Annotated in this window: 4 protein-coding genes; all 4 read left to right on the top strand. The window is 43.5% G+C overall.

Annotated features, from left to right (window positions below):
- The first annotated feature begins 89 nt into the window (after nt 1-89).
- The 4 genes from PY092_RS08105 (at nt 90) to PY092_RS08090 (ending at nt 7,255) form a co-directional block, all read left to right on the top strand.
- Nucleotides 90-542: a universal stress protein gene (locus PY092_RS08105; RefSeq protein WP_275615342.1), complete on the top strand. Its 453-nt coding sequence runs from the start codon at nt 90-92 to the stop codon at nt 540-542.
- On the top strand, nt 539-1,390 hold the full coding sequence (locus tag PY092_RS08100) for a universal stress protein (RefSeq protein WP_275615341.1): 852 nt from the start codon (nt 539-541) through the stop codon (nt 1,388-1,390). Before PY092_RS08105 ends, PY092_RS08100 begins: the two co-directional genes overlap by 4 nt.
- 557 nt (nt 1,391-1,947) lie before the next feature.
- A complete protein-coding gene (locus PY092_RS08095; RefSeq protein WP_275615340.1) occupies nt 1,948-6,882 on the top strand; it encodes a PAS domain S-box protein in 4,935 nt (1,644 codons plus the stop codon).
- The gene (locus tag PY092_RS08090; RefSeq protein ID WP_275615339.1) at nt 6,872-7,255 is read left to right on the top strand and encodes a response regulator; all 384 of its coding nucleotides are present in this window, start codon (nt 6,872-6,874) and stop codon (nt 7,253-7,255) included. Before PY092_RS08095 ends, PY092_RS08090 begins: the two co-directional genes overlap by 11 nt.
- The last annotated feature ends 56 nt before the right edge of the window (nt 7,256-7,311 follow it).

Genomic DNA, 7,311 nt, shown 5'->3' with positions numbered 1-7,311 from the left:
ATTGGAAAACCGTAAATTGATAAAGAGAAGAACGATGCTCAAAAGAAGAAAAGAGCACCAAATTCAAAAGTTGAAACTATGACTTAACTTTGGACTGGGCCAGTCCTAATTCGTTTGAAGACGTACACCACGATATCAGACATGTCCTCTTTCCAACGGGGTACGAATCCAGGTATACCAAACGTGATCTGGCGCCATTGATGGAACTGGTGGAGCGGTTCGGTGTCGACCTTCATGTATTGCACGCCCTGCAGGATAGGGCCATGACAGGAGATGAATCAATAAACCGGGAACAGCTCAAAAGGTTGTTCGTGGAGGTGCCGAACGTCACGTATGTACAACGTACTACACCCAATGTGACAAGTGCCGTATATGATTATGTAGGCGAAAACCGGATAGACCTGGTGGCCATGATGAACAGCAAGCACTCCTTTTTGGAGCGCTTATTGGTCAAACAGAAAGTGGATGTTATTGGCTACCACTCGAAAGTACCTTTTCTGGTCATTCCCGAACCCATCAAATCAGTTAGGATAACACCATGAAACAGATTCTCTTGCTCACCGATTTTTCAGATAATTCTTGGAATGCCCTGTTCATGGCAGTGAAGCTTTACGCCAAATGGGAATGTGAATTCCATATCCTGCACACCTTTGAACCCGATAATTGGCAAATTGTGAACAATGGTAAGGACGGGATGGAGATCGTTGCCCCGGAACACCAAGACCTTATCGATCAAATGGATGGGACAAAGGAATATCTGCTCAAGAACCACCAAAACCCGAAACATGTTTTTTCCACTTTGCTCATCGCAGGCGGTTTGGTTGAAACGGTCCAAAGGCTGGTCCCAAAATATGACTTGGACCTTGTTGTCCTGGGGACCCATGGGAAGACAGGTTCCAAAACGGTCTTTGCTGGCAATTCTGCCTTGAGGGTTATGCGACAGGTCATAAATTGCCATCTGCTCTTGGTTCCGGGATCCCATAACTTTCAAAAATTGGACAAGGTGTCATATCCCACTGAATTTTCACACTTTACCCCAAAATATGTGTTGACACCACTTCTTGAACTATTGGGGCAATGGAAATCAACGATGCACATCATCCATGTGGCCCTGGAATTTCATTTAACGGAAGAACAAAAAACGAACAAGGAAATCCTGAAAAAGCGCTTTGCTGATTTGGAACTGTTATTTGATCAAGTCAGCCTATCCAAATCCGTAACCTGGGATATTTTGGAGAAGACCAATTCGTTGGAATCGGATATGATCGTAATCACCAAATACTCCCATAGCGTTTTTGAAACCTTTTTGCATGAACCCATTTTAAAGAAGCTTGGTTCACGGACAAGGGTTCCCATATGGATAAGCCCGGATTTTCAGCCTTACGCATGAAGTAAAGGAAGGCTACTGGGAAACACTTAAAACGGATGGTTTGAAGCATCTTGTGTTTTGGGAAGACATACTGTCTTTCTATCGCTTGTCGATGGTTCCGCTATGCTCATTTTTCCCCGATTTGAGTGGTACACTATGCCATCTTTTGCACCATGTGGAGCATACACTTTGGGGATAGGCACAGGTCACAGTGCAGATGCCATTGAGAATGCATCAATTTGGGATCTCATGAAATCGAAGGCCCCCAACCCGAAACCCATTCATTGAAATCAGAAGGGGGTCCGGAATTTTTATGGACTGTATTGACTAGCTGTATGGTCTTGGGTTCATCTACTACCTATAATTCTCCTGGATAATAAAGGTCATGAACAAGGATTTTGAAAGGATGATGCATAAATTGCGAAATTTGTCGTTATGATGTTATATGACGGTTATTCGACATATATTTGAATGAAAAAACCTACACGTGGTATTGGACTAATTTTTGGATTGCAAAAAAAATTAATTATTGTCCATATCCATTGATCTTTCAATACTTGTTACGCCCAATAGACCCAATGATGAACGAATACGGTAATCTCTTTTACCACAATCCCCTACCCAACTGGATCCATGACATGGAGACCTTTGAAATTCTGGAAGTAAACAATGCAGCGATACATCTTTATGGATACAGTCGGGAAGAGTTTCTTTCCCTTTCCCTAAATGATCTTGCAACCAGGAACGAGGTTCCGGATATTGGGGCCTGCCCTGAAAATATCAACCCGGAAAAAGAGGGTATCCCTTTTGGAACATTTACCCACAAGAAAAAAAATGGAGAACAGATCCGGGTGGAGATAATAGGGCGTAAAGTGAATTTTCAGAACAGAAAATGTATCTTGGCCGTATGTCAGGATGTTACCTATAAGGAACAACAATACGTGGCATTGCAGCAGTCTGAAAAAAGATTGGAAACCGCTTCGGATATTGCCAAACTGGGGTATTGGAAATATGATATCCATTCAGGTTCATTGAGCTGGACAGACAAGGTCTATGAAATTTGGGGAAGGCCCAAAGACGAGTTCCAGGTAACCTTTGATGCCTTTTACGATAGCATACACCCCGATGACAGGGAACTTTTTGAACTGGAACAGGAGGCCGCGCTGTCAGGACAGGCGGAAATGGATTTTGTGCATCGCATTTTTCTGCCCGATGGCGGGATCAGATGGGTCCGTGAACAGGGAAGATTGAATAGGAATATCGAAGGAGATCCCATCTCATTTGAGGGTACCGTTCAGGACATTTCCGAACAAAGAAAGGAAGAACATCAGTTGAAATTGTTGGAAAGTGTGGTGACCCATGCCAATGATGCCGTTATGATCACCGATGCGGGTCTTTTGGAGGGAAAAGGCCCAAAAATTGTGTATGTGAACCGGTCATTTACCCAAATGACGGGATATAAGCCTGAAGAGGTCATAGGCAAAACCCCAGATATTCTAAGAGGGCCAAAGACCGATAAAGAGGAATTGGAGCGGTTCTACAAAACCTTGTCCAAAGGGGAGCCCTGTGAGGTGCTCATTACCAATTACCGAAAAAATGGGATGCCCTATTGGATCAACATCGCGGCCTCGCCCGTAAAGGATATCAAAGGTGTGGTTTCTCATTATATCGCTATTCAGAGGGATGTTTCATCAAAGATCAATGCTCAACTCGAAAAGGATTTCCTGACCAAGATCAGTACCTCATTCAAGGAAAAGATAGGTCTTGTCAGTTCACTGGAGCAGGTATGCAAACTGGTCACTGTTCATGGTGACTTCACTTTTTGTGAGGTTTGGCTGCCCAGTACCCACAAGAACAGTCTTCGGTTAGCAGCCATGTTCGGTAAAGATGGAGCCGGGGAAAAGTTTTACGAACACTCCAAGGATTTCAGGCAAGTATTCCCAGGTGCTGGGCTTCCCGGTACGGTATGGAAAACTGAACAATCGGCGCTTTGGGGCAACATTGACAAGAATAACCTTTTTATCAGAAAAAAGGCTGCGAAAAAATCGGGAGTAAAGTCGGTATTGGGCATTCCTTTAAAGCATCAGGGAAAGATTGTTGGAACCTTGGCCGTTGGGACCCAAGAGAGTGAAAGACAGTTTAAGGCACATTATCCGGTTCTGTCCAAATTGGAGGGCTTTTTGGGGTCGGAAATCAATCGAAAACGTTTGGAGGAAGACTTGACATACTTGTTCGAGACCCTTCCAGACCTTATTTGCTTATTGGATCTCAAGGGGAATTTCCTAAAAATCAACAAGGCGGGATGTGATATGTTGGGGTATAATGAAGCTGAAATCGTGGGCCATTCATTCTTAAGGTTCATTCTTGATGAGGACAGGGAAATTTCGGATAACCTGATTCAAAAGATAAAGGGAGGACAAGAAACCTTCGAAATTGAAAACCGTTACATTACCAAAACAGGCAATCTTATTTGGCTCAGTTGGCATTGCAAAATAGCCATGGAAGAGAGTATGGTCTATGCCACCGCAAAGGACATTACCAAAACCAAAAAATTGCAGGAAGTGATAACCGATGCTTCGCGATTGGCCAAAATAGGGGGTTGGGAAATAGACATGATCAATGAAAGGTTGACATGGTCGGACGGGGTGCACCAAATCTATGAGACCGATCCTGATAGTTATAAGCCGGAATTGGAACATGCCCTCAATTTCTACAGGCAAGATTATAAGGAAAGGGTAAGAAATATTGTAAGTGAGGCACAGGAAAAAGGAGGGGCTTTTGAATATGAGGCCGCTTTTATCTCCGCCAAGGGCAATGAAAAATGGGTCAAGGCCATGGGACAGGCCGAAACGGTCAACGGTAATTGTATCCGCCTATATGGGAGTTTTCAGGATATTACCCAACTAAAAGAAGCAGAACATCGCCTTTTGGCCCTATCCAATGACCTTCCCGGTGTTACCTTCCAATATTACCTTTATCCGGATGGGACCGACAAAATGAGTTCCGTTAGTCAAAAAGCCTTTGAAATATACAGCCTTACCCCTGAACAGTGTCAAGAAAACTCCCACTTGATTTGGAACCAGATCAAAAAGGGAGGGGATTATGAAAAGTTGATGCAGGATATCCAAACGTCACTTGATACACTCAGACAGTGGCACAGTCGTTGGCGGTATGTCCTTCCCAATGGTTCTGTTCGTTGGCACGAGGGCTATGGAACACCTTATAAGTTGTCCGACGGTACCATTCTATTCAACTCGATGGTATTTGACATCACGGACAAGGTCAAGTTGACCAGGCTGTTGGAGGAAACATCGGAGCTCTCCAAGATTGGCAGTTGGGAAATGAATATGATTTCAGGGTCTGGTAGCGATACCATGTATTGGTCGTCCATGGTCCGAAATATATTGGAGGTGGGCGAGAATTATGATGCCTCATTGAGCGGGGGGTTGGAATTTTACACTCCTGAAAGCAGGCCCATAGTGGAAAAAGGGGTAAAGGAGCTCATTGAAAAGGGCACGGAATATGACAAAGAGGTATTGTTGAATACCAGTTCGGGAAAGGAAAAATGGGTGAGGATCATCGGAAAAAGTGAACGTGCCAATGGTGTGTGCACAAAAATATATGGGAGTATCCAAGATATCCATTCGATGAAAACCACGCAATTGCAGCTTCAGGAAATACTGGGCAGTATTTCGGATGCGTTCTATGCCGTGGACAAGGACTGGAACGTTACATTTTTCAACAAGGAGGCCGAAAATTTACTTGGGAAGAAACGAGATGAGGTGCTGGGAAAAAACATTTGGGAATTGTTTTCCCCTGCCTTGGGCACTGAACTGGAAACGGTGTATAGAAGGGTCGCCAAGAAGGGTAATGCAGAAAGTTTTGAGTACCTATATCCTGGAAATGGATCTTGGTATGAGATCAACACCTATCCTTCCAATGGTGGGGTTTCGGTCTATTTCAAAAATATAGACGAGCGAAAAAGAGCCTCTGAAGCCCTTGAATCGGCCTATCGGGAAAAGAATATGATTCTGGAAAGTATTGGGGACGCTTTCTTCGCCATGAAAGAGGATTTCACGGTAACCTATTGGAACAAGACTGCTGAACGTCTGCTCGGAGTGAAGAGGGAAGACCTCATCGGCAAAAACCTTTGGGAGGTGTTCCCCGATGCGGTGGACCTGCCCTCCTACACCAACTACAACAAGGTACTCAAGACCCGAGAGCCCATCTCTTTTGAGGACTTTTATGGCATTTGGCTAGAGGTCAATGCATATCCCTCTGAAGAAGGAATCAGTGTTTTTTTCAGGGACATTACGCAGAAAAAGAAAGCCAACGAAAAAATCCTTCACAAGACAGAACAACTGGACATCATTGCAGAAATGAACAAAGAACTGCTCAATTATGATGATTGGTTCAGTGTAATCGAAAAGGCGTTCGGTAAGGTTGGACAATGTATAAAAGCCGATCGGGTTTACTATTACCAAAACTCCTTCAATGAAAAAACAGGGGAGAAGGAAACTAACCAACGGTTGGAGTGGAATGGTAAGGGAGTGCCTTCCAAAATAAATCATCCGAAGTTCCAGAACATTCCTTTTTCCAATATCCAGGACATTATAGAGGCATTGAGGGATCAAAAGCAATTTGTGGCGATCGTCAGGGAGATGGAGGATACCGAGACCAAAGGGCTTTTTCTTGAACAGGGCATCAAATCCATTATCGTGCTTCCCATTTTTATAAACAGATCATTTTGGGGTTTCATTGGATTTGACGACTGCCATATTGAAAGAGAGTGGAGCGACGATGATATTTCCTTCCTAAAGACCATAACGAGCAACCTTTCCACTGCATTGGAAACCTCCATGACCAATAAGGAATTGGAACACTCCTATGCCGAACTCAACAAGAGCAAAAAGATCTATCAGGATCTTTTCGATTTCAGCCCACAACCGATGTGGATATATGACCCACAAACATTATATTTTTTGAACGTCAACAATGCTGCCATAGCAAAATATGGCTACACCTTGGATGAGTTCAAGGCGATGACCATAAAGGACATCAGACCAAAAGATCATATGAAGTTTCTTGAAAAAAGTCTAAAAGAACGACAACAAAAGAAACGGGACAGCTATGCCGGAATGTTTTTTCATGCATTGAAATCAAATGAGACCATTTGTGTGGAGGTCTACAGCAACGATATTGAATATGAGGGTAGAACGGTGCGGTTGGTCCTAGCAAGCGACATTACTGATAAACAGGAATATGTAAGCACAATAGAAACCCAGAACAAGAAACTACGGGATATTGCATGGACCCAGTCACACGTGGTCCGGGCGCCTTTATCGCGTCTTTTGGGGGTTGTCAACCTTTTGGATTTGGAACTCTGTGATTCTGAAGATGTGCCTTTTTTGCTCGAACAGGTCAAAGTGTCCGGGGAGGAACTGGACAAAATTATCCAGGACATTGTCGCTGAGACACGTTCAATGGATATTAAAACATTAAATGATGAATAAATTGGGACTGTTGATCGATGACGACCCTATCTTTAACTGGGTCTCAACAAAATTGATAGAAAAGGTGGATCCTGACCTTACCATTAAGTCATGCGCCGACGGCAGGGAAGCGTTGGACTTTCTTTGTGAAAACTATACAGGGGAAACTTTCTATCATATTTTATTGGATATAAATATGCCTAGGATGAATGGATGGGAATTCATCGAAGCCCTTGGGGGAATACAAACCATTAAAGGCGATAACATTTCCATACATATTGTTTCCTCTTCCACGGACGAAACTGACATCAAAAAGGCGGATGGGCTCAAATTTGTCAGGGGCTATGTTAAAAAGCCGTTGTCAATCAAAGACGTCGAATCCATATTTGGATAGTTAATAGCAATTCAAGTTTGCTTTGTAAGGGTTTTATCAAACCAACCTTATTTTTT

The sequence above is a fragment of the Flagellimonas yonaguniensis genome (genome assembly GCF_029193885.1).
Taxonomy (GTDB): domain Bacteria; phylum Bacteroidota; class Bacteroidia; order Flavobacteriales; family Flavobacteriaceae; genus Flagellimonas; species Flagellimonas yonaguniensis.
Note: the sequence above shows the minus strand (reverse complement) of the source record. Positions and strands in the feature narration are given on the sequence as shown.